Source organism: Delftia sp., from assembly GCF_059499305.1.
On sequence record NZ_JCABYI010000030.1, the window covers coordinates 821539 to 845446 of the forward strand.

Below are 23908 nucleotides of genomic sequence, written 5' to 3' on the forward strand. Positions count from 1 at the left end.
CGGTGTGTCCACCATCCGTTCAGCGCAGAAAACCGGGATGCTGGGTGCGCAGGTGGCCGGCCAGCTCATCGGCGGCGGCACGTACCTGCTCCACCCAGTCGGCCATGCGGCCGGGAGCGATTTCGGTGAAGGCCACGGCCATGCCCAGGCCCGCCACGATGCGCCCCTGCGCATCGCGCACAGGCGCGGCGATGCTGGAGACGCCGGGCTCGTAGAAGCCCTCGCCCATGGCGTAGCCGCGTTCATGGTCCTGCTGCAGCAACTGCAGCAACTGTTCCACGCTGCGCGGCGTGCTTTCCGAGAACTGGGGCAGTTCGCTGCCGCCGAACAGGGCGCGCAGCTGGTCCGCGTCCATGTCCTGCAGCAGTGCCCGGCCCAGCACGGTGGCATGGGCCGGCAGCCGCGAGCCCACGCGCACGGCGCCCTGGAAGGCGCCGGCCGGCGCGATGCGCGCCACGTAGACCACGGAGGTGCCGTCCAGCAGCGCCAGGTTGGTGGTGAAGCCCAGCCGGTCGCACAGCGACTGCAGCACGGGCTCGGCCAGCTGGGCCAGCGGCTGGGTGGACAGGTAGTCGTAACCCAGGCGCAGCACGGCCAGGCCCAGCCGGTATTCGGTGCCCGAGCGTTGCAGATACCCCATGCCCTCCAGCGTCGTCAGCATCCGGAACACCGTGGACCGGGGCAGCGCCAGGGTGCGCGCCAGGTCGGGCGCGCTCCACACGGGCTGCGAAGGCGTGAAGCAGGCCAGCAGGCGCAGGCCGCGCTCCAGCGCGGGGACGGTGTAGCGGTCGTTGTCGTTCGAGAGGGTTTCGGAGGTATCGCTCATCGCAATTCGGGCAGGTAGGCCATCAGGTCAGCAGGGTGGCCAGCCTCTGTGCGACATCCGCAGGTTGTTCGACGACAGAGGCATGGCCGGCTGCCGCAAGCGTAACGTACCGCGCCCCCAGTCTTGCGGCCCAGGCCGCGCAGGCAGCCGGCGGCGTGACCACGTCGTGCTCTCCCACCCAGACCTCGACCGGCATGGCAAGGCGCCCCGCCGCCTGCCCCAGGTCGCTGCCGCACAGCAGCTCCACGGCCTGGGCGTAGCCTGCGGCATGCAGGCGTGCCGTGTTCCAGCGCACCCATTGGCGCACGGGCTCGGGCGCGGCGGGCGAGACCAGGCGCTGGTCGATGGCGGCGGCCAGGCCTTCGATGCCTTTTTCCTGCAGGGCCGCAAGACGGCCCTGGCGTACCTTGGCCTGCTGCTCGCCCATGCCGGGTGCGCCATAGCCGCCAGCGGGGCTGATCAGCACCAGTTGCTGCACGCGCCCGGCACCGGCCTGCACCGCCCAGGGCGTGCCCATGAGCGCACCCAGCGAGTGACCCACCAGCAGGCAGCGGCGCACGCCCAGCGCCTGCAGCGACTGCTCCAGCACGCGGGCGTAGTCGGCGCCCGTGGGCGCGGCGGGTGCCAGCGGTGTGGAGCGGCCATAGCCGGGCGCGTCCCAGGCCAGCACACGCGTGCGCGGCGCCAGCGCCAGGGCCACGTCCAGCCAGGAGGCGGCGCCCGAGCTGATGCCGTGCAGCATCACCACGGCAAAGTCCGAGGCCGTGTCGCCGGCCTCGCGCCAGGCGACCTGGGCGCCCCCGGGCAGGGCGATGAGATGTTCGGGGAACTGCGCCTGAAGGCGCTGCTCCATGCATGCTGTTACCGAGGGGGTCATTTCAGTTATCCATGGCGATGGCATGGCCCTTCAGCCATGAGACTGGCACGATCCACGCCAGGGACAGCAAGCGAGGGCCTGCGCCGGCTGCACCGCCCCGCCGCGAGGCTGTCGTCCCCCTTTCAAGGGGGAAGGCGCGAAGCGCCTCAGGGGGTGCTCCATTTCTAGCGTTTGATTTTTGCCAGAGGGTGCTCGGGCGGGTATGTGGGCGTGATGGGCTTCTTGGCACCCAGCATCACGCACATCAGCGCGTCTTCGTCGCCGATGTTGATTTCCTCGCGGTACACGCCGGGCGGCACGGAGACCACGTCGCGGTCGGTCAGGATGGTCTCGAAGCGCTGGCCGTCCTTCTCCAGCACGAGCTTGAGCTTGCCGCGGATCAGGAAGAAGACTTCCTCCACATCGGTGTGCAGGTGCGAGGGGCCTTCATTGCCGGCCGGGATGACCATGGTGGAGAAGGTGAAGTGCTCGGCCGGAATGGTGTTGCTGTCCGCAGCCACGCCCGTGCCGCCCGTGCCGATGTAGCGCATCTGGCCACGGCGGTACTTGGGATCGAAGTCGGCCTGGAACTTCAGCGCGTCGAAGTCGTACTTGCGCGTGGAAAACCGCGCCACGCGCGATTCCATCCATTGTTCGAAGCTGGAGCCTTCGGGCTGGTCCCAGGTGCGGGGCGTGTTCTGAGCGGATTCGGACATGTGTCTCTCCATCAACGTCGGTGGATCATGGCGGGGAAGGTGCCATTTGTTTTATCCATGAATCACAGTTCATGGGATAAAACAATTATAGGAAGATTGATCGCACGCAACAAGGGCCACATGCGCAGCGGCATGTGGCCCCTTTGCTGCCCCGTCTGTTAGGGAACAGCGATGCGGGTGCAACAGCGATGGCCGTGCCTCAGGCAGCCATGCTGCGCCGCCCAGGCCGAAAGCCCGCATGGCTGGCCGGCCAGACCACGGACAGGCAGGCCAGCGCCAACACCCCCAGCGCCCAGGGCAAGGCGCGGGCACCCAGCCAGCCCAGCAGCAGTCCGCCGGCCACGCCGCCGCTCGCCACGGCCAGGTTGAAGACCGTCACCAGCATGGACTGGGCCACGTCGGCGCCCTCGCCTGCCGCGTCGGCCAGCGCGGTCTGCAGCAGCGTGGGCGCGCCGCCAAAGCTCAGGCCCCAGGCCGCAACGCCGATCAGAACGGCCACGGCCGACTGCCCGGCCAGGCCCAGCACCAACGCAGACACGGCGAACAAGGCCAGGCTCAGCACGGTGAGTGCGCGCAGCCAGCGGTCCACCAGCAGGCCCGTGAGCCAGATGCCGGCAATAGCCGCAAGGCCGAACAGCAGCAGCACCCCATCCACCCTTTGCCCCAGACCCGCCGAAGCCAGGAAGGGCGCGATGAAGGTGTAGAGCATGTTGTGGGCCAGCATCCAGCCGAACAGCGCCAGCAGCACGGGGCGCACGCCGGGCATGAGCAGGATGCGCGCCACGGGCAGGCGCTGCTGCGCCGTCTGCCCGGCGTAATCCGGCACACCCAGCCGCACCCAGGCCAGCAGCAGCAGGCATAGCGCCGACAGCGCCCAGAACACGCCGCGCCAGTCGAACAGGCTGCCCAGCCAGGCGCCCAGCGGCACGCCGGCCGCCAGGGCCAATGGCTGGCCCACGCCCGCCACGGCCAGTGCGCGCCCCTGCAGATGCGGCGGCACCATGCGCCGCGCATAGCCGGCCACCAGCCCCCAGATCACGCCCGCAGCCATGCCTGCGGCAAAGCGCGCGGCCAGGGTCAGGCCGTAGTGGCCGGACAGCGCGGTGAGGCTGTTGAACAGCAGCAGCCCGCCCACCGCCGCCATGAACAGTGGCCGGCGCCTGAGGCCGCGCGTGGCGGCCACGACGGGAATGGCGGCCAGTACCGAACCCAGCGCGTATAACGTGACCATCTGGCCGGCCATGGCTTCGGACACAGCCAGTCCCGTGCCGATCTGCGGCAGCAGGCCGGCCGGCAGGGCCTCGGTCATGATGGCCAGAAAGCCTGCCATCGCCAGGGCCAGCAGCCTGCCCAGTGGCAGGCCTGTGTCGAAGGAGGTGTCCATGGGCGAATTCATTGCCTTGTCCTTGCTGCGCATCTCAGGCATGGGAGGCTGGATGGGATGCCAGGTGGGATGCCGCCATGTCCTTGTCGCCATGCCCGGCGGCCAGCGCGCGCTCGAAGCGGCGCAGCCCGGCCTGGGCGCCATCCAGCAGCAGGCCTGCGCCGGCGGCGGCATCGGCCACCAGTTGCGCGTCCTTGACGGCATTGGCCACGGTGAAGCTGGCGTCGTAGCGGCCTGACAGCATGGCAGCGGCCTTGGCCTGGAAGAAGCCGCTGTCCATGGGCCCGCCCGTGACGGCATCGACCACCAGGGCCGGTTCTATGTCCAGCCCCTTGGCCAGCGCCAGGCTTTCGGCCAGGCCATGCGTGAGTGCGAAGGCCCAGTGGTTGAGCGCCAGCTTGAGCCGGCTGGCGGCGCCTGCCTGCTGCGCAATCCACAGGCTGCGTTTGCCGATGGCATCGAACACCGGCTGCACCTGGCCGCGCTGCGCCAGCGGGCCTGCGGCCAGGATGACCAGCTGGCCCTGCTCGGCCGGCTGGCGCGTGCCCTGCACGGGGCAGTCGTAGAACACCAGGCCATGTCGATCGGCGAACTGCGCCAGCGGCGCGATGGCATCCACACCCACCGTGCTCAGTTGCAGCCACAGTGTGCCCGGCTGCAATGCGGGCGCTGCAGCCTGCATGGCCTGCAGCACGGCCGGCCCGTCCTTGAGCACGGTGACGACGATGCGGGCGCCACGCACGGCGTCGGCCGCATCGCCGCAGGCCTGAACGCCGTCGGTCGCAAGGGCCTGGGCCTTGGCGGCCGTCCGGTTCCAGGCGCGGACGGTGAAGCCCTTGCGTTGCAGGTTGCGCGCGACGGGCGCACCGATCAGGCCCGTGCCGAGCACGGCAATGGTGGTTTGAAGGTTTGAATGCATGGGAACTCCTGGGTGATGAGAGAGTGGAACAGACACGGAAAACTGAGATCCGGATTACTGGAACGATCATTCCAATTCAAGGAAAATAAAAACCCGCAACGGCACGACATGCGCGCGGCGGGTGGCGGGTGGCCGGCTATTGCGCCTGCAGCGCCATGTCGACCACGTCGACCACATCCATCAGGCACTGGCGGCGCTGCGGCGCGCTGCTGCCCTTGCCCAGCACGCGCAGGCCCTGCACGGTGTTCAGGACGAAGCGCGCCAGGGCGCGCGGCTTTTTGCTGTCGGTGATGTCGCCTTCCTGCTGGCCGCGCAGGATGAGCTTTTCCAGCGCCTTTTGCAGGCGCTGGAAGTTGCCGGCCACCCTCTCGGCCACGGCCTCGTCATGGCCGGCCAGCTCCAGCGCGGCATTGGCGACCAGGCAGCCCCGGCGCCCGGCATCGCTCAATTCGTCCTGCACGATGCGCAGCAGCAGCTGCCGCACCAGGTCCCGGGCGCGTCCCGGGCCGGACAGCAGTTCCACGTTGGAGGTGGTCACGGCCTCATAGCGGCGCAGCGCATGCTGGAACAGCCCCTGCTTGTTCTCGAAGGTGCCGTACAGGCTGCTGCGCGACAGGCCCGTGCCGTCCACCAGGTCCTGCACCGAGGTGGCCGCGTAGCCGCGCTGCCAGAACACCTGCATGGCGGCGTCTGCAATGTCATCGGGGTCGAAGTCCTTGGTGCGCATGGTGGCTCATTGAATTGGAACGATCATTCCATTCAATGTAGGCGGCCGTTTAGCGGCTGTCAAGATTGCGCCAAAGGGCCTTCACTCGCAGGGAATTTCCAGCCCGACCTTCACGCGGTCCAGCGCCACGATGGTCTTGAACCATTTGACGTTGGGGTTCTCGGCGAACAGGCGCCGCGCCAGGGCCTCGTACTCCTGCATGGTGGCCACGGTGAGCACGAGCACGAAGTCCACCTCGCCCGTGACGTAGTAGCACTGCTGGACCTCGGGCACGGCGAAGTGCGATTTCATGGCGTTGAGCGCATCGATGCTGGTGCGCTCGGTCATGACCTCCACGATGATGGTGATGGGCCGGCCCACGCGCGTGGGGTCCACGGTGGCGGCCTGGCCGGTGATCACGCCTTCGGCCTGCATGCGCTTGAGGCGGCGCTGCACGGCGGCCGTGGACAGGTTGACCTGCTCGGCCAGCAGGCGCAGCGGTACCGTGCTGTCGCGCTGGACGATGGCCAGGATGGCGCGGTCGAAGCCGTCGAGGTCGGCCAGGTGTGCAGGGTGGGCGGTGTGCTTGGTCATGGGACGCGAGGACTTTTGGAGGGTGAGAAATTTTCTCGCAAACACCCTCAATTCAGAGACCAAAAAACAGGTGCTGCGAAATAGTATTTCGTCGTTTTCCGCATCCAACGCATGCGGACCTGCCTGCCGAGAAAGCCCATCCCATGGCCACCCTGCTCCACCTGTCTCCCGTGTTTCTTGTGATGTCCATGCTCATGGTTTTGCGCCGCCCGCCTGTGCAGGCGGCCATGGCCGGGGCGGCGCTGGTCGCCCTGCTGTGGCTGGTCGATGCCTGGATGGCGAAGGGCACCGCCGCTTCCGGCGCCGCCCTGGCCGCAGCGCGCGACACGGGCGTGCTGTTCCTGAGCACGGCCTTCGTGATCGTGCCGGGCCTGGGTTTCGTGATCCTCATCGAACGCATGGGTGTCAACCAGGCGCTGAGCCAGTGGGTGCGCTCGCTGGGCCTGGGGCCGGCCGATCAGGTGGTGTTCATCGTGCTGGGCCTGGCGCCGCTGCTGGAGGCGATGACGGGTTTTGGCGTGTCGCTGATCGCCACCGTGCCGCTGCTGCTGAGCCTGTTCGAGCGGCGCGCCGCACTGCGCATGGCGCTGGCGGGCATGGCCATCATGCCCTGGGGCACGCTGGGCCTGGCCACGGTGATCGGAGCCTCGCTGGCCCATGTGGATGCGGCCGCGCTGGCCGCTGTGTCCTCGCTGACCAGCGCGCCGGTGTTCCTGGTGCTGGGCGCCCTGTCCCTGCACCTGGCAGGCGAGCGCGGTGCGCGGGCCTGGCTGCTGCTGGGCGGCTTTGGCCTGCTGTTCGTGGGCGTGCTGCATGGCATCAGCCGCTGGCTGGGTCCCGAGGTGGCGGGCGTGGGCGCAGGCTTTGCGGTGGCGCTGGGCATGCTGGTACGCGCACTGCTGCTGCGCGGCACGGCCCAGGCGGCACCCGGCTGGCCGCGACAGGCCTGGCCGTATCTGGCGCTGGCCCTTGCCATCGTGCTGCTCAAGCTGCTGGCCCTGGCCACGCAGTGGGACCAGCGCTGGATCGTGCAGGGCGCCCAGGTGGCCTGGAAGCCGCTGGCCACCCCGGGCGTGGCGCTGACCCTGGTGCTGGCACTGCTGCTGGCGCGCGGGGCCGGCCGTGGCGTTGCCCTGGCTGGTGCTCTGGCCGCCCGCGCCAAGCGCCCGCTGCTGACCATCTTCTTCTTTCTGGCCATGTCCCAGATGATGGTCAAGGCCGGTTTCCTGTCCGGCCTGGTGCAGCTGCTGGCCGAACTGGCGCCTGCGGCCCTGGCGCCCATCGTGGCGGCCTTCGGTGCGCTGGCCGGCTACATGACGGGCTCCAACGTGGGCGGCAACGCGATCTTCATGCCCGCCATCGCCCTGCTGCCCGAGTCCTCGCGCCTGCTGCTGGCCGCCGTGCACAACAGCGCCGCCGGGCATGCGGCGCTGGGCTCTTTGTCCATCGTGATGCTGGTGCTGGGCCTGGCACGGACCACCGCGCAGGAAGAAGGCGAGCTGGTGCGCTTCGGCTTTGCGCTGGCCTGCCTCAATGCGGCGGCCGTGGCGCTGGCGGCGCTGGTCCTGGCGGGTCCGGGCGTGTTCTGAAGACGTGTTCCCTCCCAATGAAAAGAGGCGCCGCAGCGCCTCTTTGCAAACACGGCAAGCCGCCTGCGTTACTTGCTGTCGCGCAGCTCCCGGCGCAGGATCTTGCCGACCGGGGTCTTGGGCAGTTCGGTGCGGAACTCGATCACGCGCGGCCGCTTGTAGCCCGTGAGGTTGTCGTGGCAGAAGTCGCGCACGGCCTGTTCGGTGAGGCTGTCGTCCTTGCGCACGATGACCAGCTTGACGGCCTCGCCGGTCTTCTCGTCGGGCACGCCGACCACGGCGCATTCGAGCACGCCGGGGCAGTTGGAGACCACGTCTTCCACTTCGTTGGGATAGACGTTGAAGCCGCTGACCAGGACCATGTCCTTCTTGCGGTCCACGATCTTGAAGTAGCCGCGCTCGTCCATGGTGCCGATGTCGCCGGTGCGGAAATATCCGTCGGCGGTGAAGACCTTGGCGGTTTCGTCGGGGCGCTGCCAGTAGGCGGCCATGACCTGCGGGCCCTTGATGGCGACCTCGCCGCGCTCGCCGATGGTGGTCACGTCGTTTCCTTCGTCATCGACGAGCTTCATCCAGGTGCTGGGCAGGGGCACGCCGATGGTGCCCGAGAACTCGGTGGAGGTGACGGGGTTGCAGCTGACCGAGGGACTGGTCTCCGACAGGCCGTAGCCCTCGCAGATGGGGCAGCCGGTCTTTTGCAGCCACAGCTGGGCCACGGCGCTTTGCACCGCCATACCGCCGCCGACCGAGACCTTCAGGTGCGACCAGTCCACGGTGTTGAAGTCCGGGTGGTTGGCCAGGCCGTTGAACAGCGTGCTCACGGCCGGGAAGCTGTGAAAGCGCTGCGTGGACAGTTCCTTGAGCGTGGCCTTGAGGTCGCGCGGATTGGGAATCAGGATGGTTTTGCCGCCCGTGCGCATGGACAGCATCATGTTCACCGTGAAGGCGAAGATGTGGTACAGCGGCAGCGCGCAGATGCTGGTGGGCTGCTCGCCGGCCGGCACCTTGCCCATGGCGGGCTGGTTCCAGGCCTCGGACTGCAGCACGTTGGCGATGATGTTGCTGTGCAGCAGCACCGCGCCCTTGCTCACGCCCGTGGTGCCGCCCGTGTACTGCAGCAGGGCCATGTCGGAGGCCTGCAGCTGCGGCGCCTGGAAGGGCGAGCGCATGCCCTTGGCCAGCGCGTCGTTGAAGCGCACGGCCCCTGGCAGCGAGAACGGCGGCACCAGCTTCTTGACCTTGCGCACCACGTAATTGACGATGGCGCCCTTGAGCATGCCCAGCTGGTCGCCCATGGTGCACAGCACCATGTGCTGCACGGGCGTGGCGGCCTTGCAGGCCTGCAGCGTATGGGCGAAGTTCTCGATGATGACGATGGCCTTGGCGCCCGAGTCCTTGAGCTGGTGCTCCAGCTCGCGCGCCGTGTACAGCGGGTTGACGTTGACCACCACGAAACCGGCGCGCAGCACGGCGGCCACGGCCACGGGGTACTGGGGCACGTTGGGCATCATCAGCGCCACGCGGTCGCCGCGGGCCAGGCCCAGGCTCTGCAGATAGGCAGCGAAGGCGCGGCTTTGCGCATCGACCTGTGAGTAGGTCAGCTCCTTGCCCATGAAGGAATAGGCCACACGGTCCGCGTAGCGGCTGAAGGCCTCCTCCATCAGGGCCACCAGCGAAGGGTATTGGGAGGGATCGATGTCGGCGGGCACACCTGCCGGATAGGCACCCAGCCATGGGCGGTCACTCATGCTGCTTGTCTCCTGGTTGTCTCGACTAATCGTGCATTCTCATAAAAAGCACGGTCGTTCGATACTGTGATAACCCTAGTACTACCCCTAGGGTCCGCATTGCGTTGCTCCAGGTCAAAGCTCGCCAGGCCGCCCAGGCCCTCCGTCACGACCGCGGTTCAATCCCAGGCCGGAGCCAGCCCGTCTGGGCTGACCTGGCGGTCGCCGCGTTCCAGCGCGGCGATGCGCTGCATGTCTTCGGCGCCCAGCACCAGCTGGCAGCTGTCCAGGTTGGCCTGCAGGTGGGCGCGCCGGGTGGACGAGGGAATGACGGCATAGCCCATGGCCATGGCCCAGGCCAGCGCCACCTGGGCGGGCGTGGCGCCGTGGGCGGCGGCGATGTCGGCCAGCACGGGATCGGCCAGCAGCTTGCCGTAGCCCAGCGTCATGTACGAGGTGGTGTGAATGCCCTGCTGGCGTGCGAAGTCGGTGACGGCACGGTTTTGCAGATAGGGGCTCAGTTCGATCTGGTTGGTGGCGATGTTCGCGGCGCCCACGGCGGCAATGGATTGCTGCAGCAGCGCGATGTTGAAGTTGGACACGCCGATGTGGCGCGTCAGCCCCTGGTCCCTGGCGCGCATGAGCGCGCCCAGGCTGTCCTCCAGCGGCACGCTGCGTGAAGGCCAGTGGATCAGCGTCAGCTCCACATGGTCGGTGCGCAGGGCTTCAAGGCTGCGCTCCAGGCTGGGGATCAGCGCGTCGGCGGACAGGTTCTCGGTCCAGATCTTGGTGGTGAGGAAGAGCTGATCGCGCGGCACGGCGCTGGCGGCGATGGCGGCACCCACATCGGCCTCGTTGCCGTAGATCTGGGCGGTGTCGATGGCGCGGTAGCCCACCTCCAGGGCCTGGCCCACGGAGTGGCGCACCACCTCATCCTTGAGGCGGAAGGTGCCCAGGCCGAACGCGGGCACCACGGAAGCGAGAGAGGCAGTCGATGTCATGCAGGTCTTTCAAAAAGCAAACAAGGCGCGGAACCACACCCCGAAGACTGCAGTCTGGCGGGTTAACGCTTGCAGATAAAGCCTGGTATCGGCAGAAAATATTTGACGCTGCAGCAACAATTGCGCCAAGCTGGCGCCCCATGAAAACCACCCTGGACGAGTTGCAGGCCTTTCGCGCCGTGATCGACTGCGGCAGCATCACGGCAGCGGCCGAGCAGTTGGGACAGACCACCTCGGGCATCAGCCGCAGCCTGTCACGCCTGGAGAAAAAGCTGGCCACCACCCTGGTGCGGCGCACCACGCGCAGCCTGGAACTGACCGAGGAAGGTCAGCGCTTCCTGGCCCGCGCGCGCGAGGTGCTGCAGGCCCTGGACGCGGCCGAGGAGGAGCTGGCCGCGCGGCGCCAGGCGCCGGCCGGGCTGCTGCGCGTCAACGCGGCCTCGCCCTTCATGCTGCATGCCATCGTGCCGCTGGTCGGCGAGTTCCGCGCGCTCTATCCGCTGATCACGCTGGAGCTGAACACCGATGACCTGCACATCGACCTGCTGGCCCAGCGCACCGACATCGCCATCCGCATCGGCGAGCTGCGCGACTCCACGCTGCATGCGCGGCTGCTGTGCCACAGCGTGCTGCGCGTGCTGGCCAGCCCCGCCTACCTGCAGGCCCATGGCCCCGTGGCGAGCGTGGCCGCGCTGGCGCGCCACCAGCGCATTGGCAACAGCCAGGTGCCCGGCCTGAACCACTGGCCGCTGCGCACGCCCGAGGGCGGCGACCGCTGGGATGCCGCGCCCCAGCTCACGGCCTCCAGCGGCGAGACCATGCGCCAGCTGGCCCTGGCCGGCCAGGGCGTGGTCTGCCTGGCCGACTTCATGACCGTGCGCGATCGCGCCCAGGGCGAGCTGGTGCAGGTGCTGGCGCGCGAGACCGTGCAGCAGCGCCAGCCCATCCACGCCGTCTACTACCGCAACACGGCGCTGGCCGCGCGCATCACGGCCTTCCTGGACTTTCTCGCGCAGCGCATGGCGCAGTCCTGAGGGCCCTGTGACGACGTCCGCCTGAACGGCTTGATCGGCCCGTTCGGCTTGTGCATGCAGGGCGCATGCATATGCGTTTTGCTTCGTTGCCGCAGGGCTGGCGGTTTTACAGAATCCGGGATTCGCCGCAGCAGGCATGGGCCGGCTGCGGCCGGAGACCGTCTTGCCCCACCTGATCGAAAGCTTTGCCGACATGGCGCCCTTCGTGGCCCTGCGGCGCGACCTGCATGCCCACCCTGAGCTGGGCTTCGAGGAACACCGCACCTCGGCCATCGTGGCCGAACGCCTGGCCGCCTGGGGCGTGGAGGTGCACACCGGCCTGGCCGGCACGGGCGTGGTGGGCGTGGTGCACGGCAGGCATACGTACGCACGCCACGGCACGCGCACCATCGGCCTGCGCGCCGACCTGGATGCGCTGCCGCTGCAGGAAGAAAACCGGTTCGCCCACCGCTCGCAGCACGCAGGCCGCATGCATGCCTGCGGCCATGACGGCCACACCACCATGCTGCTGGCCGCGGCCTGGCATCTGGCACGCACGCGCGACTTCGCGGGCACGGTGCACCTGATCTTTCAGCCCGCCGAAGAGATGGGCAAGGCCGGCGCACGCAGGATGATCGACGAAGGCCTGTTCGAGCGCTTCCCCTGCGATGCGGTCTTCGCACTGCACAACTTCGCGCTGGACCGCGTGGGCAGCTTCGCGCTCAACCCGGGCGCGCTCATGGCCTCCAGCAACACCTTCCGCATCGTGCTGCATGGGCAGGGCACGCATGCCTCGCTGCCGCACACGGGCACCGATCCGGTGGCCGCCACCATTGATCTGGCCCAGCAGCTGCAGACCCTGGTCGCGCGCCATGTGGATTCGCGCGAACGCGCACTGCTGGCGGTCACGCAGATCCAGGGCTCGGACGCGCCCAACGTGATTCCCGACAGCGCCTGGGTGGGCGGCACGGTGCGCACCTTCTCCGTGGCGGCGCTGGACATCCTCGAAGCCGCCCTGCGCCGCCAGGCCGAGCACACGGCCTTGGCCCATGGCTGCAGGGCCGAGATCCATTTCCGGCGCGCCTCGCCGCCCCTGGTCAACCACGCGGCCGAGGCCGCCTTCGCCGCCGCCATGATGCGCGAGATCGCGGGCGACGACGCCGTGGACACGCAGTTCCCCGGCGTGCTGGCCGCCGAGGACTTCGCCCACATGCTGCAGGCGCGCCCCGGCTGCTACGCCTTCATCGGCAACGGCCAGGGCGATCACCGACTGCCCGGCCATGGCGACGGCCCCTGCCTGATCCACAACCGCTCCTACGACTTCAACGACGACATCCTTGCCATCGGCGCCAGCTACTTCGTGCGGCTGGTGGAGCGGTGGCTTGCCGTCACCCAGGAAAATTCCCCATGAAAACCTCTCATCCTTCTCCCGTCACCCGCCGCGTTCTGCTGGCAGCAGCCCTGGCCCTGGGACTGGCACCGGCCGTGCATGCCGAACGCGTGATCCGCATCGTCGTGCCCTTCGGCGCAGGCGCCACGCAGGACACGGTGGCACGCACCTTCAGCAATGAACTGGGCCAGGCCCTGGGCGCCACCGTGGTGGTGGAAAACCGGGCGGGCGCGGGTGGCAGCGTGGGCACGGCCCAGGTGGCCAAGTCCGCGCCGGACGGCAACACCCTGGTGCTGGCTGCGGCCAGCCACAACCTGGCCGGCCATCTGTACGCGAAGCTGCCTTATGACCCGCTCAAGGACTTCGTGGGCGTGTCCTTCCTGGGCCGCACGGGCTATGTGGTGGGCGTGCCGGCCGCCTCGGGCGTGCAGACCCTGGGCGAGCTGCTGCAGCGCGCCAGGACCCAGCCCGGCCAGCTCAACTATGCGTCGGCCGGCAATGGCAGCGCCTCGCACCTGGCCTCGGCCTCGCTGGCCGCACAGGCGGGCATCAAGCTGCAGCACATCCCCATGAAATCCACGGGCGACGCCACCACCGAGCTGCTGGCCGGCCGCGTGCAGCTGGTCACGGGCGCCACCATCGGCATGCTGGCCTTCCAGAAGGATCCGCGCGTGAAGCTGCTGGCCTACTCGGGCCAGCAACGCTCGCGCTTCCTGCCTGACCTGCCCACGGTGGCCGAGTCCGGCGTGCCCGGCTATGCCTTCGACTCCTGGCTGGGCCTACTGGCACCGGCCGGCACGCCGCCCGCCGAAGTGGAGCGCATCAACACCGCCGTGCGCAAGGTGCTGGCCGAGCCCGTGGTCCAGGAGCGCCTGGCCCGCGTGGGCGTGGAAGCCGCCACCCTGCCGGCCGCCGAATTCCAGCGCCTGCTCAAGGACGACTGGGAAGCGTCCGGGCGCATCGTCAAGGCGGCCGACGTGCGCATCGAATAGTCCGCAAGGCCGTCACAGCAGCTTGGTGCCCAGCGGCACCTCGCGGTCGGGCACGCACAGCGCGACCTCGCCGTTCTCGTTGTGGAATCCCGTGACCAGGCATTCCGAGCGCATGGGACCGATCTGCTTACTGGGAAAGTTCAGCACGGCCACCACCTGGCGGCCTATCAGTTCCTCGGGCCGGTACAGCGCCGTGATCTGGGCGCTGGACTTGCGCACGCCCAGTTCGGGGCCGAAATCGACCTGCAGCACATAGGCGGGGCGGCGTGCCTCCTTGAACACCTGGGCGTCCACGATGCGGCCCACGCGCAGCTCCACCTTGAGGAAGTCGTCAAAGCCAATGGTCTCGTGCAATGCGGATGAAGTAGTCATGCGGCCATGATGCAGCGCCGCCGGGGCCGGCTTTGTCGAGCAACGCTTGCAGTGCCGGGGCACACTGTCCGCCATGAAAAAGGCCGGCATCGCGTCCGATGCCGGCCTGGTGCGAGGCCCTTCGACAGGCCCCGCAGGGGTTCGCGCCAGGATTACTTGGCGGCGACCACGCGCACCATTTCCAGGCACTTGTTGGAGTAGCCCCACTCGTTGTCGTACCAGGACACGACCTTCACGAAGGTCTTGTCCAGGGCGATGCCGGCTTCGGCATCGAACACCGAGGTGCAGGACTCGCCGCGGAAGTCCGTGGCCACGACCTTGTCTTCGGTGTAGCCCAGCACGCCCTTGAGCGCGCCTTGCGACTGGGCCTTCATTTCGGCGCAGATCTCTTCGTAGCTGGCTTCGCTGTTCAGCTCCACCGTCAGGTCCACCACCGACACGTCGGAGGTGGGCACGCGGAAGGACATGCCGGTCAGCTTCTTGTTGAGCTCGGGAATCACCACGCCCACGGCCTTGGCTGCGCCCGTGCTGGAGGGAATGATGTTTTCCAGGATGCCGCGGCCGCCGCGCCAGTCCTTGTTGCTGGGGCCGTCCACGGTCTTTTGGGTGGCGGTGGCAGCGTGCACGGTGGTCATCAGGCCGCGCTTGATGCCCCACTTGTCGTTGAGCACCTTGGCCACGGGAGCCAGGCAGTTGGTGGTGCAGGAGGCGTTGGAGATCACGTCCTGGCCGGCGTAGGTCTTGCAGTTCACGCCGAAGACGAACATCGGGGTGCTGTCCTTGGAAGGCGCGGACATGATGACCTTCTTGGCGCCGGCAGCCAGGTGCTTGCGTGCGGTCTCGTCGGTCAGGAACAGGCCGGTGGCCTCGATCACGATGTCGGCGCCGACTTCGTTCCACTTCAGGTTGGCGGGGTCGCGCTCCTGCGTCAGGCGGATGGTCTTGCCGTTGACGATCAGGTTGGAGCCCTCCACCGAGACCTCACCCTTGAAGCGGCCGTGCACGCTGTCGTACTTGAGCATGTAGGCCAGGTAGTCGGGCTCGAGCAGGTCGTTGATGCCCACGACTTCGATGTCGCTGAAGTTCTGCACGGCAGCGCGGAACACCATGCGGCCGATGCGGCCGAAGCCGTTGATACCAATTTTGATTGCCATAGAAATTTCCTCAGTAAAAAAGTTTCAAGAACCTTGCTAATCAAATACCGCCCAGCATATTATTCATAAATAGTTCACCTTTTTTTGCAGGCTTTATTTTTTCGAAAAAAACGGGTGCACGAGGAACAATACCACGACATTCATCAATACAAGATTTGTCTGACAACATAAAGGTATCTGGGCTATACATCGGTTTGAACCCTCTATTTTTATGACTGCCCACTGCGCCATTTCGGTCCCATATAGCCAAGGCCGTTTCCTTTGAAACAGGCTTCGCCATTGCGATTACTTCCGCCAATGTCACCGTTCCGACACCTATATGAAAGCCAATCAAATTAGAGACCAAATCTTCCTGACTGAACCCACTATCAGTGACAAATTTCGGAAATAATTCTTGATGAGCCTCGAATTCCAAACTCACCTCCATGAAAATGGCTAATGCAACCGATTTTTTCTCCGCCACAGATAAATTGTGTCGAACAATATATTCCCGCTTAACTCCTGAAGAAATTCTATTGCCAAGTGCAAACATTTCTTGAACGTGCACCACTCTAAAACCTGTAGAAATCTTGTCCGGAAACGTCACTAATGGGTAAGCATTCGCCCTTGAAGGGAGGGTACAAAGCTGCGGATGTGAGCCAAGGCACTGTCTAACATCGGGACCACCAGCATTGATTTCGCGCCAAAGAGTCTCCGCGCCAGTATGAGCTCTCTTGGATTTTGGATTCATATGCCCTAAATCGAGCCATCCAAAGTTGCAGGTATAGACAAGCCCATAAACGCTGTTCGCGGCCAGCGAACCATCCAATATATCTTCGCGCTTACTCATCCCTTCCCCCCTGTGTTTACTCGTTACCTAAGAATTCAACAGTAACATCCTTGCACACACCATCTCCCGAAAGAAATACTCTAGCCGTCAGAAAATCACTATTCTCACAATCCATATTCAATATAATTGACGAATTTGAATTAGATATGGAAGAATTATTTTTGCAAGATTTATTCTTATATATTGATTCGTATTCTTTTAAAATATCAACGCCTGGCGCCAAGCTGCCATAAGTCACCGAGCTGAATGGGGCACCCGCACCATCACGGCCTTTCCATCGATACTTGGGATCTCTACATTCCGCCACAAGCTCAACAGATCGAAGATGTGCGGGCGCTCCAACGCGTAAAGCAATCGAATATCGACCAGCACCGCTCACATCAAAAGTAGACCAAACGAAACCCCAGAACAGTAAAAATGCAGCCACCAGGCCGACCAAAACGAGACGTATCACCTTGATGGCTTTTCTGTCTTCCATTTCGCTCGTCCGTGGTGGCTGCATTGCACTGGTTACGAAGAGGCGGGCTGTCGACTTAACGCTTGAGCGCAGCCTGCACGGTGTCGGCCACGTTCTCGGCCGTGAAGCCGAAGTGCTTGAACAGCACGGGCGCTGGGGCCGATTCGCCGTAGGTGTCGATGCCGACGACGGCGGCGCAGCCGTACTTCCACCAGAAGTCGGTCACGCCCATTTCCACGGCGATGCGCGGCAGGTTGGCCGGCAGCACCTGGCTCTTGTACTTGGCGTCCTGCTTGTCGAAAGTGGTCGTGCTGGGCATGGAGACCACGCGCACGGCGACCTTGCGCTCGGCCAGCAGCTTCTGGGCGGCCAGGGCCAGCTGCACTTCGGAGCCGGTGGCGATGATGACGGCCTGGGCCTTCTTGTTCAGGCCGACGGCCTTGGGTTCGGACAGCACGTAGGCGCCGCAGGCGATGTCGTCCAGCGCGTCTTCGGTCTTGGCTGCGTAGGCCAGGTTCTGGCGCGACAGCAGCAGGGCCGTGGGCTTGTTCTTCTGGCTCAGGGCCACGGTCCAGGCGACGGCGGTTTCCGTGGTGTCGGCAGGGCGCCAGACATCCAGGCCAGGGATCAGGCGCAGCGAGGCGGCGTGCTCGATGGACTGGTGGGTGGGGCCGTCTTCGCCCAGGCCGATGGAGTCGTGCGTGAAGACGTGGACCACGCGCTGCTTCATCAGCGCGGCCATGCGGATGGCGTTGCGGCTGTAGTCGCTGAAGGTCAGGAAGGTGCCTGCGTAGGGGATGTAGCCGCCATGCAGGGCGATGCCGTTCATGATGGCGGCCATGCCGAACTCGCGCACACCGTAGTTGATGTGGCGGCCGATCTTGCCGTCTTCGGTCAGGACCACGGCACCCTTGTCGTCCACGCGCAGCGAAGGCGTGCTCTTGGTGTTGGTCAGGTTGGAGCCGGTCAGGTCGGCCGAGCCGCCCAGCAGTTCGGGCAGGGCTGCGGTCAGGCCTTCCAGGGCCAGCTGGCTGGCCTTGCGGCTGGCCACGGTGGCGCCTGCGTCATGCGCGTCGGAGGCGATCTGCGCGGCGATCTCGCCGAAGTTGGCGGGCAGGTCACCGGCCATGCGGCGCTTGAATTCGGCAGCCAGTTCGGGGAAGGCCTTGGCATAGGCGGCGAACTTCTTGTTCCAGGCCGCTTCGGCCTTGGCGCCGGCGGCCTTGGCATCCCAGTCGCCGTAGACGCTGGCGGGGATGTCGAAGGGGCCGTGCTCCCAGCCCAGGGCTGCGCGGGTCAGTGCGATTTCCTCGGCGCCCAGGGGCTCGCCGTGGGCCTTGGCCGTGTCCTGGCGGTTGGGCGAGCCCTTGCCGATGCTGGTCTTGCAGCAGATCAGCGTGGGCTTGTCGCTGCTCTTCTTGGCGGCGGCGATGGCGGCATCGATGGCCTGCACGTTGTGGCCGTCCACGTCGCGCACCACGTTCCAGCCATAGGCTTCGAAGCGGGCGGGCGTGTTGTCGATGAACCAGGGGGCGACCTTGCCGTCGATGGAGATGCCGTTGTCGTCGTACAGCGCCACCAGCTTGCCCAGCTTCCAGGCGCCGGCCAGGGCCGCGGCCTCGTGGCTGATGCCTTCCATCAGGCAGCCGTCACCCAGGAACACGTAGGTGTGGTGGTCGACGATGGCGTGGCCTGCGCGGTTGAACTCGGCGGCCAGCAGCTTTTCGGCCAGCGCGAAGCCCACGGCATTGGTGATGCCCTGGCCCAGCGGGCCGGTGGTGGTTTCCACGCCGGGGGTGATGCCCACTTCGGGGTGGCCGGCCGTCTTGCTGTGCAGCTGGCGGAAGTTCTTGAGCTCGTCGATCGGCAGCGCGTAGCCCGTGAGGTGCAGCAGCGCGTAGATCAGCATGGAGCCGTGGCCGTTGGACAGGATGAAGCGGTCACGGTCAGCCCATTGCGGGTTGACGGGGTTGTGCTTGAGGTGACGGCTCCACAGTGCCACGGCCATGTCGGCCATGCCCATGGGGGCGCCGGGGTGGCCGGAGTTGGCTTGTTGAACGGCATCCATTGCGAGTGCGCGGATCGCATTCGCCATTTGTTGAGTGTTGGCCATCAGGGCGCTCCGTGAAGGAGGGGGTAATCAGAGTAAGCCGGCTATTTTAAAGGACGCGGGTTTTCGGCTCCCGCGCGCGGGGCAATGGCCGCTGGCAATGGTCTACAGTTGCGCTCCATGACCGCCTCGCCCATCCAGCCGTTCCCCGCCGCCAAGGCGCTTTTCCTCACCGAGCAGCCACCGGCCATGCTGCTGGCCGCAGGCCGTGGCGAGCGCATGCGGCCGCTGACCGACACCTGCCCCAAGCCGCTGCTGCAGGTGCAGGGCCAGCCACTGCTGCAGCACCACCTGCAGGCCCTTGCGCAGGCCGGCGTGCGCCGCGCCGTGGTCAACACGGGCTGGCTGGGCGAGCAGATTCCCGCGCGCTTCGGGGCGCGCTTCGCGCCCGACACAGGTGGCGAGCCGCTGCATCTGGCCTATTCTCCCGAGCCCGAGCAGGCGCTGGAGACCGCAGGAGGCATTGCGCGCGCGCTGCCGCTTCTGGACACGGTGTTCTGGCTGGCGGCCGGCGATGTCTACGCGCCCGACTTCGATTTCCCGTTCGAGGCGGCCCGCGAATTTGCCGCCAGCGGACGGCTGGCCCATCTGTGGCTGGTGCCCAACCCCGAGCACCATCGGCGTGGCGACTTCGGCGTGGACGAACTGGGCCTGGCCTGCGACTGGCCCGAGGGCGATGCCCGCCCGCGCCAGACCTACGGCACGATCGCACTGCTGCGCGCCGAGCTGTTTGCCGCGCCCTGGTGCGACATCCCGCCCGGCAACCCCGACGGTTGGCGCGTGCCGCTGGTGGCGCTGCTGCGCCGGGCGATGGCCGCCGGCCAGGTGAGCGCCAGCCTGTATGCCGGGCGCTGGACCGACGTGGGCACGCCCGAGCGGCTGCAGCGGCTCAACACGCCGGCCGCCTGAGACGTCGGACTGACACGCCGGCCTGGCACGTTGGCCTGGGGCGCCCGCTGGTGACTTCGGCGCCCGGGCAGGCGAAGGCGCTCCGTGTTAGCGTCGCCGGTTCGGCGCAGCGGCGCGCCAGAAAGCGTTTCGATGAGTGTGATCCAGTATGTGATGTTCCTGGCCCTGGTGGGCCTGGCCACGTTTTGCCAGAACCTGACGGGCTTTGCCTTCGGGCTGATCTTCGTGGGCGTGGCCGGTGCCACGCACCTGATGGGCATTGGCGATGCGGCCAACGTGGCCTGCCTGCTGTCCGTGGTCAACGGCGTGGCCTACCTGCGCGCCCACCGCCAGGTGCCGCAGTGGTCCCTGCTCAAGCCCATGCTGATCAGCAGCGTCATCGGCGTGATCGGCGGCGTGCTGCTGCTGCAGTGGCTCAGCGGCAATGCGCTGAGCGGGCTGCGCATGCTGCTGGGCCTGGCCATCGTGGCCTGCGCGCTGTTGCTGTTGCTGCAAAAGCAGGTCAACGCGCAGGTGTCGGGGCCGGTGTCGCTGTGGGTGGCCGGTGTGGCCTCGGGGCTGCTGGGCGGGCTGTTTGCCACGCCAGGCCCGCCCATGGTCTACCACCTGTACCGCCAGCCGCTGGACCGCCTGGTGGTGCGCCAGTGCCTGTTTGCCATGTTCCTTACCTGCGCGCTGCTGCGCCTGGTGATGGTGGCCTGGGAGGGCGAGATCACCGCCAGCGTGCTGCTGGCGGCGGCCCTGGCCTTTCCCGTGGTGACGGTGGTGACCTGGCTGCACATGCGCCATCCGCCCGCCCTGCCCAAGCGGCTGGTCGAATGGATGGTCTGCCTGCTGCTGGTGCTGTCGGGCACCAGCCTGCTGGTGTCGGGCTGGAACGCCAGCCACCCCCAGCCCGTGGTGCCCGATGACGAGATGGCCATGGCCGTGCCCCAGCGGTCCCAGGCTGCGGCCCCCGCGCCGCGCTGACAACAAAAAAGCCCGCCGGGCGGACCGGCGGGCTTTTTTTGAAGGGGAAGGAACCGATCAGTTCACGACCTGCTGCAGCGAACCGGCAGCGTACTTGGCGGCCATCTGCTCCAGCGTGTAGCCCTTGATCTTGGCACCCTGGCCTTCGCAGCCGAACTCGATGTAGCGGGCCTTGCAGATCTGCTTGGCGGCTTCGCGGGCAGGCTTGAGCCATTCGCGGGCATCGAACTTCTCGGGGTTCTCGGCCAGGAACTTGCGCACGGCGCCGGTCATCGCCAGGCGGATGTCGGTGTCGATGTTGATCTTGCGCACGCCGTGCTTGATGGCTTCCTGGATTTCCTCGACGGGCACGCCGTAGGTTTCCTTCATGGCGCCGCCGTACTGGCGGATGATTTCCAGCAGTTCCTGGGGCACGGAGGAGGAGCCGTGCATGACCAGGTGGGTGTTGGGCAGGCGCGCGTGGATTTCCTTGACGCGCTGGATGGACAGGATGTCGCCCGTGGGCTTGCGCGTGAACTTGTAGGCGCCGTGGCTGGTGCCGATGGCAATGGCCAGCGCGTCCAGCTGCGTGGCCTTGACGAACTGGGCCGCTTCCTCGGGGTCGGTCAGCAGGGCCGAGTGGTCGAGCACGCCTTCGGCACCCACGCCGTCTTCCTCGCCGGCCATGCCGGTTTCCAGCGAGCCCAGGCAGCCGAGTTCACCTTCGACGGTGGCGCCCAGCTTGTGGGCCATTTCCACGACCTTGCGGGTCACGTCCACGTTGTATTCGAAGGAGGAAGGCGTCTTGCCGTCTTCCATCAGCGAGCCGTCCATCATCACCGAGCCGAAGCCCAGGTTCAGCGCGCCCTGGCAGATGGCGGGCGAGGTGCCGTGGTCCTGGTGCATGACCAGGGGGATGTGGGGATACTGCTCGGCGGCGGCCTGGATCAGGTGCTTGATGAAGGGCTCGCCGGCGTACTTGCGGGCGCCTGCGCTGGCCTGCAGGATGACGGGCGCGCCCACTTCGTCGGCGGCCGACATCACGGCTTGCACCTGCTCCAGGTTGTTGACGTTGAAGGCGGGAAGACCGTAGCCGTTTTCGGCAGCGTGGTCCAGCAGTTCGCGCATCGAAACGAGAGGCATGTGTAGGGTCCGTATCAAGTTGTTGAGAGGGGGATGCCCCTGCCGCATGGCGGCCGCCGCTGCGTCATGGGTGCACTGCGGGGCCACGGCCGGGGGATCGCGGCAGTAACCGCTTGGTAACTGGCGATTTTAACCAGCTGCCGCCAACCCTGTCCCGGGCATTCCCATGCGGTAGCAGGTCGTGAAGCCTTCGGGCGGCGCGGCCTCGCCAAAGCTTCCCTGGTGGGCGCGCAGCACGCGCGCCACGATCTCGTGGCCCAGGTGCAAGCTGTCCACGGGCGCTGCCGCGCGCTCTGCGCCGTCACGGCGGCCGTCGCTACGGCGGCCGTCATCGCAGACCTGCAGCCAGACCTCGCCATCCGGCCCCTGCCCGGCCTGCACCTCGATCTGCGTGCCGTGCGGTGTGTGCTTGAGGGCGTTTTCCACCAGGTTGCGCAGCGCCAGCTCCAGCAGCACGGCATTGCCCATCACGCCCAGTGCCTCAGGCGCCTGCACGGACAGGCTGCAGCCGCGCTGCCAGGCCGCCTGCGCATGGGCGGCCACCACCTGACGGGCCAGCGCGGCCAGGTCCACGGGCACGGGCGGGTCGGCCAGCATGGCGCGTCCTGCGCGCGCCAGTGCCAGCAGCTGGCTGAGCACATGGCCGGCGTGCAGCGCGTCCTGGCCTATACGCGCCAGCGCGGCGCGCTGGGCCGGGGCATCCATGGCGCCGGCCGGCGCATCGCCCAGGGCACGCGCCTGCAAGGCGATGGAGGCCAGCGGCGTGCGCAGTTCATGGGCCACTTCGTTGGCCAGGCTGCGCTCTCGCTCCAGCGCCTCCTGCTGGCGGTCCAGCAAGGTGTTGATGGAGTTCACCACGGGCATGAATTCCCGCAGCGCGTGGCGGTGCGAGACGCGCTCGGCCTGGGCCAGGTCCAGGCGCTCGACCTCGCGCGAAAGTTCGTTGAGCGGCCGCATGCCGCGTCGAATGGCCAGCCCCAGCGCCAGCGCGACCACAGGCAAAAGCCACAGGCCCGGCTCGATCATCTGGCCCGCGATGTCGTCGGCCAGTTCGTCGCGCTCCTGCAACTCGATCATCACGCTGACCTTGCGTGCATGGTCGCGGCTCCATTGGGTGAAGCTGCGCCAGGCCCGATGCTCGGGACCCAGGCGCAGGGTGGCAAAGCCCTGCTCGGTGTCGAAGGCGGGCTCGGGCGCATCGCCCGTGCGCGAGATCAGCCGCCCCGCGCCATCCCACAGGGCCACGCTCAGCGACTGCTGGTAGTCGTGGGCCATGAGGCCGGGGGGCTCATGCACGGGCGTGGCTGCTCCCTGGCCTACGGCGCCTGCGACTTCCAGGTTGAGCACCAGCGCAGCGACGCCGGCCAGGTGGCCGTCGGTCAGCTCGTCTGCCTCGTGCACGCCGGTCTGGTAGCCCAGTGCCACGAAGCTGGCCCAGACCACGACCAGCGCGCCCAGCATCCAGGCCATCAGATGCCAGATCAGCGAGGGGCGGCGCTGCTGCGCGGTGCTCATGGGTTCTCCGCAGGAAGAAAGTAGCCCACGCCGCGCATGGTGACGATGCTGGCATTGCCCAGCTTCTTGCGCAGGTGGTGGATATGGACCTCGACGGCATTGCTTTCCACGGCCGTGCCCCAGCTGTAGAGGTGCTCTTCGATCTGCTGGCGCGAGAGCACGCGCCCGCGCGCCTGCAGCAGCACCCAGAGCACGGAGAACTCGCGCGGCGACATTTCCACCAGCTTTCCGTCGCGGCGCACGGTGCGCGCGGCCGGGTCGACCTCCAGCTCGCCATGGCGGATCACGGGTGCCGCCTGCCCGCCTGCGCGGCGCAGCATGGCGCGCAGCCGCGCCTCCAGCTCGTCGATGTCGAAGGGCTTGACCAGGTAGTCATCGGCACCCAGGTCCAGCCCGGCGATGCGCTCGCGCACCTGGTCGCGCGCGGTGAGGATGAGCACGGGCGTGTTGGGGTCCGGCAGGGCGTGGCTGTCGCCACCCGGGCGGCGCGGGCTCCGCAGGCGGCGCAGGATCTCGCTGCCATCGCCATCGGGCAGGCCCAGGTCCAGCAGCACGGCGTCGAAGCGCTCCATCTCCAGCGCATGCCAGGCATCGGCCACGGTGGAGCAGACGTCGACCGCATAGCGGCGCTGTTGCAGATTGGCCTGCAGGCCTGCGGCAATGCCCGCGTTGTCTTCGACGACCAGTATTCGCATGCGCGCATTGTGCAATGGCCGCTGCCGGCTGCGGCGCCAGACGATGGCCGCACGCCGGGGCAT

At 67.1% G+C, this 23908-nt stretch carries 23 protein-coding genes; 6 read left to right on the forward strand and 17 right to left on the reverse strand.

The window, feature by feature from the left end; translation table 11 throughout:
* Positions 1–19: 19 nt before the first annotated feature.
* The 7 genes from AC5I49_RS20360 to AC5I49_RS20390 all read right to left on the reverse strand — a co-directional run bounded on the left by AC5I49_RS20360 (position 20) and on the right by AC5I49_RS20390 (position 6001).
* Entirely contained in the window at positions 20–826 is an 807-nt protein-coding gene (locus AC5I49_RS20360) for an IclR family transcriptional regulator (RefSeq protein WP_016449819.1), read from the reverse strand.
* Positions 827–848: 22 nt separating this feature from the next.
* Entirely contained in the window at positions 849–1679 is an 831-nt protein-coding gene (locus AC5I49_RS20365; RefSeq protein WP_239009536.1) for an alpha/beta fold hydrolase, read from the reverse strand.
* Between the two features lie 188 nt (positions 1680–1867).
* The gene (locus AC5I49_RS20370; protein WP_016449821.1) at positions 1868–2398 is read right to left on the reverse strand and encodes a cupin domain-containing protein; all 531 of its coding nucleotides are present in this window, start codon (positions 2396–2398) and stop codon (positions 1868–1870) included.
* A gap of 199 nt (positions 2399–2597) precedes the next feature.
* Positions 2598–3794, reverse strand: a complete 1197-nt coding sequence (locus AC5I49_RS20375; protein ID WP_034363546.1) for an MFS transporter — start codon at positions 3792–3794, stop codon at positions 2598–2600.
* Between the two features lie 22 nt (positions 3795–3816).
* Complete coding sequence (locus AC5I49_RS20380) at positions 3817–4701, reverse strand: NAD(P)-dependent oxidoreductase (RefSeq protein WP_034363416.1); 885 nt, start codon at positions 4699–4701, stop codon at positions 3817–3819.
* A 136-nt stretch (positions 4702–4837) separates the two neighbouring features.
* On the reverse strand, positions 4838–5428 hold the full coding sequence (locus tag AC5I49_RS20385; RefSeq protein ID WP_013804518.1) for a TetR/AcrR family transcriptional regulator: 591 nt from the start codon (positions 5426–5428) through the stop codon (positions 4838–4840).
* 81 nt (positions 5429–5509) lie between these two features.
* Positions 5510–6001 (reverse strand): Lrp/AsnC family transcriptional regulator, encoded by a 492-nt coding sequence (locus tag AC5I49_RS20390; RefSeq protein ID WP_016449824.1) that lies wholly within the window; start codon positions 5999–6001, stop codon positions 5510–5512.
* Positions 6002–6144: 143 nt separating this feature from the next.
* Here AC5I49_RS20390 and AC5I49_RS20395 point away from each other — a divergent pair, with 143 nt between their 5' ends.
* Positions 6145–7590, forward strand: coding sequence for an L-lactate permease (locus tag AC5I49_RS20395; protein WP_495789807.1), 1446 nt, complete (start codon positions 6145–6147; stop codon positions 7588–7590).
* A 68-nt stretch (positions 7591–7658) separates the two neighbouring features.
* Here the strand turns inward: AC5I49_RS20395 and AC5I49_RS20400 are convergent, their stop codons facing one another.
* Together AC5I49_RS20400 and dkgB are read right to left on the reverse strand one after the other, a co-directional pair.
* Positions 7659–9338: a long-chain-fatty-acid--CoA ligase gene (locus tag AC5I49_RS20400; protein ID WP_016449826.1), complete on the reverse strand. Its 1680-nt coding sequence runs from the start codon at positions 9336–9338 to the stop codon at positions 7659–7661.
* A gap of 158 nt (positions 9339–9496) precedes the next feature.
* Entirely contained in the window at positions 9497–10318 is an 822-nt protein-coding gene (gene dkgB / locus AC5I49_RS20405) for a 2,5-didehydrogluconate reductase DkgB (protein ID WP_043791558.1), read from the reverse strand.
* A gap of 140 nt (positions 10319–10458) precedes the next feature.
* Here dkgB and AC5I49_RS20410 point away from each other — a divergent pair, with 140 nt between their 5' ends.
* From AC5I49_RS20410 to AC5I49_RS20420, 3 genes are all read left to right on the forward strand, one after another.
* Positions 10459–11352, forward strand: a complete 894-nt coding sequence (locus AC5I49_RS20410; RefSeq protein ID WP_197944794.1) for a LysR family transcriptional regulator — start codon at positions 10459–10461, stop codon at positions 11350–11352.
* Positions 11353–11488: 136 nt separating this feature from the next.
* Entirely contained in the window at positions 11489–12742 is a 1254-nt protein-coding gene (locus tag AC5I49_RS20415; RefSeq protein WP_495789808.1) for a M20 aminoacylase family protein, read from the forward strand.
* Positions 12739–13713, forward strand: a complete 975-nt coding sequence (locus AC5I49_RS20420) for a tripartite tricarboxylate transporter substrate binding protein (RefSeq protein WP_495789809.1) — start codon at positions 12739–12741, stop codon at positions 13711–13713. The genes AC5I49_RS20415 and AC5I49_RS20420 overlap by 4 nt, the downstream gene beginning before the upstream one ends.
* A gap of 12 nt (positions 13714–13725) precedes the next feature.
* On the opposite strand, the gene AC5I49_RS20425 is transcribed toward AC5I49_RS20420, so the two are convergent.
* The 5 genes from AC5I49_RS20425 to tkt all read right to left on the reverse strand — a co-directional run bounded on the left by AC5I49_RS20425 (position 13726) and on the right by tkt (position 18638).
* On the reverse strand, positions 13726–14085 hold the full coding sequence (locus AC5I49_RS20425; protein ID WP_034398084.1) for a tRNA-binding protein: 360 nt from the start codon (positions 14083–14085) through the stop codon (positions 13726–13728).
* Between the two features lie 152 nt (positions 14086–14237).
* Complete coding sequence (gene gap / locus AC5I49_RS20430) at positions 14238–15239, reverse strand: type I glyceraldehyde-3-phosphate dehydrogenase (RefSeq protein ID WP_047326356.1); 1002 nt, start codon at positions 15237–15239, stop codon at positions 14238–14240.
* Between the two features lie 40 nt (positions 15240–15279).
* Positions 15280–16068, reverse strand: coding sequence for a hypothetical protein (locus tag AC5I49_RS20435; protein ID WP_152683518.1), 789 nt, complete (start codon positions 16066–16068; stop codon positions 15280–15282).
* A gap of 16 nt (positions 16069–16084) precedes the next feature.
* Positions 16085–16546, reverse strand: a complete 462-nt coding sequence (locus tag AC5I49_RS20440) for a hypothetical protein (protein WP_152683519.1) — start codon at positions 16544–16546, stop codon at positions 16085–16087.
* 55 nt (positions 16547–16601) lie between these two features.
* A complete protein-coding gene (gene tkt, locus AC5I49_RS20445; RefSeq protein WP_047326357.1) occupies positions 16602–18638 on the reverse strand; it encodes a transketolase in 2037 nt (678 codons plus the stop codon).
* Between the two features lie 117 nt (positions 18639–18755).
* On the opposite strand from tkt, the gene AC5I49_RS20450 reads away from it, so the two are divergent.
* Complete coding sequence (locus AC5I49_RS20450; protein WP_016449834.1) at positions 18756–19544, forward strand: nucleotidyltransferase family protein; 789 nt, start codon at positions 18756–18758, stop codon at positions 19542–19544.
* 132 nt (positions 19545–19676) lie between these two features.
* Positions 19677–20513: a sulfite exporter TauE/SafE family protein gene (locus AC5I49_RS20455; RefSeq protein WP_034363409.1), complete on the forward strand. Its 837-nt coding sequence runs from the start codon at positions 19677–19679 to the stop codon at positions 20511–20513.
* Positions 20514–20570: 57 nt separating this feature from the next.
* On the opposite strand, the gene fba is transcribed toward AC5I49_RS20455, so the two are convergent.
* The 3 genes from fba to AC5I49_RS20470 all read right to left on the reverse strand — a co-directional run bounded on the left by fba (position 20571) and on the right by AC5I49_RS20470 (position 23845).
* Positions 20571–21635, reverse strand: a complete 1065-nt coding sequence (fba, locus tag AC5I49_RS20460; RefSeq protein WP_013804528.1) for a class II fructose-bisphosphate aldolase — start codon at positions 21633–21635, stop codon at positions 20571–20573.
* A gap of 129 nt (positions 21636–21764) precedes the next feature.
* Positions 21765–23150: a histidine kinase dimerization/phospho-acceptor domain-containing protein gene (locus tag AC5I49_RS20465; RefSeq protein ID WP_016449836.1), complete on the reverse strand. Its 1386-nt coding sequence runs from the start codon at positions 23148–23150 to the stop codon at positions 21765–21767.
* Complete coding sequence (locus AC5I49_RS20470; RefSeq protein ID WP_026062623.1) at positions 23147–23845, reverse strand: response regulator transcription factor; 699 nt, start codon at positions 23843–23845, stop codon at positions 23147–23149. Before AC5I49_RS20470 ends, AC5I49_RS20465 begins: the two co-directional genes overlap by 4 nt.
* Positions 23846–23908 lie beyond the last annotated feature (63 nt).

Coding starts and splice junctions, on each gene's coding strand:
- AC5I49_RS20360 (WP_016449819.1), bottom strand. CDS start 826: ATGAGCGATACCTCCGAAACCCTCTCGAACGACAACGACCGCTACACC.
- AC5I49_RS20365 (WP_239009536.1), bottom strand. CDS start 1,679: ATGGAGCAGCGCCTTCAGGCGCAGTTCCCCGAACATCTCATCGCCCTG.
- AC5I49_RS20370 (WP_016449821.1), bottom strand. CDS start 2,398: ATGTCCGAATCCGCTCAGAACACGCCCCGCACCTGGGACCAGCCCGAA.
- AC5I49_RS20375 (WP_034363546.1), bottom strand. CDS start 3,794: ATGAATTCGCCCATGGACACCTCCTTCGACACAGGCCTGCCACTGGGC.
- AC5I49_RS20380 (WP_034363416.1), bottom strand. CDS start 4,701: ATGCATTCAAACCTTCAAACCACCATTGCCGTGCTCGGCACGGGCCTG.
- AC5I49_RS20385 (WP_013804518.1), bottom strand. CDS start 5,428: ATGCGCACCAAGGACTTCGACCCCGATGACATTGCAGACGCCGCCATG.
- AC5I49_RS20390 (WP_016449824.1), bottom strand. CDS start 6,001: ATGACCAAGCACACCGCCCACCCTGCACACCTGGCCGACCTCGACGGC.
- AC5I49_RS20395 (WP_495789807.1), top strand. CDS start 6,145: ATGGCCACCCTGCTCCACCTGTCTCCCGTGTTTCTTGTGATGTCCATG.
- AC5I49_RS20400 (WP_016449826.1), bottom strand. CDS start 9,338: ATGAGTGACCGCCCATGGCTGGGTGCCTATCCGGCAGGTGTGCCCGCC.
- dkgB (WP_043791558.1), bottom strand. CDS start 10,318: ATGACATCGACTGCCTCTCTCGCTTCCGTGGTGCCCGCGTTCGGCCTG.
- AC5I49_RS20410 (WP_197944794.1), top strand. CDS start 10,459: ATGAAAACCACCCTGGACGAGTTGCAGGCCTTTCGCGCCGTGATCGAC.
- AC5I49_RS20415 (WP_495789808.1), top strand. CDS start 11,489: ATGGGCCGGCTGCGGCCGGAGACCGTCTTGCCCCACCTGATCGAAAGC.
- AC5I49_RS20420 (WP_495789809.1), top strand. CDS start 12,739: ATGAAAACCTCTCATCCTTCTCCCGTCACCCGCCGCGTTCTGCTGGCA.
- AC5I49_RS20425 (WP_034398084.1), bottom strand. CDS start 14,085: ATGACTACTTCATCCGCATTGCACGAGACCATTGGCTTTGACGACTTC.
- gap (WP_047326356.1), bottom strand. CDS start 15,239: ATGGCAATCAAAATTGGTATCAACGGCTTCGGCCGCATCGGCCGCATG.
- AC5I49_RS20435 (WP_152683518.1), bottom strand. CDS start 16,068: ATGAGTAAGCGCGAAGATATATTGGATGGTTCGCTGGCCGCGAACAGC.
- AC5I49_RS20440 (WP_152683519.1), bottom strand. CDS start 16,546: ATGGAAGACAGAAAAGCCATCAAGGTGATACGTCTCGTTTTGGTCGGC.
- tkt (WP_047326357.1), bottom strand. CDS start 18,638: ATGGCCAACACTCAACAAATGGCGAATGCGATCCGCGCACTCGCAATG.
- AC5I49_RS20450 (WP_016449834.1), top strand. CDS start 18,756: ATGACCGCCTCGCCCATCCAGCCGTTCCCCGCCGCCAAGGCGCTTTTC.
- AC5I49_RS20455 (WP_034363409.1), top strand. CDS start 19,677: ATGAGTGTGATCCAGTATGTGATGTTCCTGGCCCTGGTGGGCCTGGCC.
- fba (WP_013804528.1), bottom strand. CDS start 21,635: ATGCCTCTCGTTTCGATGCGCGAACTGCTGGACCACGCTGCCGAAAAC.
- AC5I49_RS20465 (WP_016449836.1), bottom strand. CDS start 23,150: ATGAGCACCGCGCAGCAGCGCCGCCCCTCGCTGATCTGGCATCTGATG.
- AC5I49_RS20470 (WP_026062623.1), bottom strand. CDS start 23,845: ATGCGAATACTGGTCGTCGAAGACAACGCGGGCATTGCCGCAGGCCTG.